The 1,308-nt window shown below is 55.0% G+C and carries 1 protein-coding gene; it reads right to left on the bottom strand.

What is annotated here, in order from left to right:
* Positions 1–34: 34 nt before the first annotated feature.
* A protein-coding gene (locus H8F21_RS29160; protein ID WP_203482865.1) for an IS3 family transposase occupies positions 35–1,254 on the bottom strand; the annotation gives its coding sequence in 2 pieces (ribosomal slippage) (positions 35–906 and positions 906–1,254; 1,221 coding nt in all).
* Positions 1,255–1,308 lie beyond the last annotated feature (54 nt).

The raw sequence follows: 1,308 nt of genomic DNA, 5'->3' as shown, positions 1-1,308 counted from the left end.
TAGGTTTACACCTTTTCAGGTAGGCCACCAGGCCTCAAAACGCCCGATGCACCGCATCGGGCGTTTTGTTTTTCAGGGCCATATGGGGCCGCTCTGTGTTGTAGATCTGCACTGCCTCGTCAACCATCCGCCTCGCTTGCTCAAGATCTTCAGGGTTGCTCAACAGCAGCTCCATCTTGAGGATTCCGTTGATTCGCTCGGCCAGCGCGTTCTGGTAGCAGTCATACCCATCAGTCATGGAGCACTGAACATCGTGCCGTTGGTGCAGTGACTGGTATAGCGCCGAGCAATATTGGATGCCTCGATCCGAATGGTGGACTAATGGCTGGCGACGACGTCGCTTTCGTAATGCCTGCTTGAAGGCTTGCGCCACTGACTCGGCATGCAGGCTTTCATGGACGTGGTGACCAACAATTTTCCTGGAGTACGCATCCGTTACCAGGCTTAGGTACAGCGGGCCGTTACGTGCGGGCAGGTAAGTAATGTCGGCAACCCAGACGTGCTCCGGCCTTGTCGGAACGACTTGGCTTGGGCCGGGCTTGAGTAAGTTGGGATGGCGGTAGAAGCGATGAAAGCTCTGTGTTGTCTTGTGGTAGGCCCGCTTAGGCAGCACTAGCAAACGGCGCTCTCCCAAGACCTGAAACAGCTTGTCTCGGCCGACCTGGACTCGTTTGTCAGGTTGGCAATGCAGCAGGTAGTGCAGCTTACGAGTACCGAGCCGAGGCTGGCGCATTCGGACTTGCTGAACGAACTCAACTACCCGGTCTGCCTGACTCTCTTTGCTATCAGCGGCCCGGTTGCGCTTGTAGTAAGCCTGTCGACTAATGCCTAGAAACTGACAAGCCCTGGCAATGCTCAGTCCTGCGACTTGACCTTGCGAGAGGACTTGCCGGATCGCTTTTTTACGACCGAGACACCATAGTCATTTTTCAGAACATCAACGACAGTTTCAAAGAACTGGGCCTTCTGGCTCATCAGCTCAAGCTGCTGTTCAAGCTCTTTGATCCGCTGCTCTGGAGTGAGCGTTTTGGGGTCAGACATCGCGCAGTTCCTCTCGTCGCGGATCGAGGCCCCCTGGCTCCAATCCTGCCGACCGTGCTTACGCAACCATACCAGAACCGTCGACCGACCCTGGATGCCATACCGCACCTGGGCCTGCTTATAGGTCAGTTCGCCTTTTTCAATCTGATCAACCACCGCCAATTTAAAAGACAGTGAGTAATCACGCTGTGTGCGCTTTACACCTTGCTCCATCTGACTCTCCGGAAATTCGGGATGGGAGGTGTAAACCTTATTCAGGACGGGACA

The organism is Pseudomonas arcuscaelestis (assembly GCF_016881005.1).
Taxonomy (GTDB): Bacteria; Pseudomonadota; Gammaproteobacteria; order Pseudomonadales; family Pseudomonadaceae; genus Aquipseudomonas; species Aquipseudomonas arcuscaelestis.
This window is presented reverse-complemented; position numbering and strand designations above follow the sequence as displayed.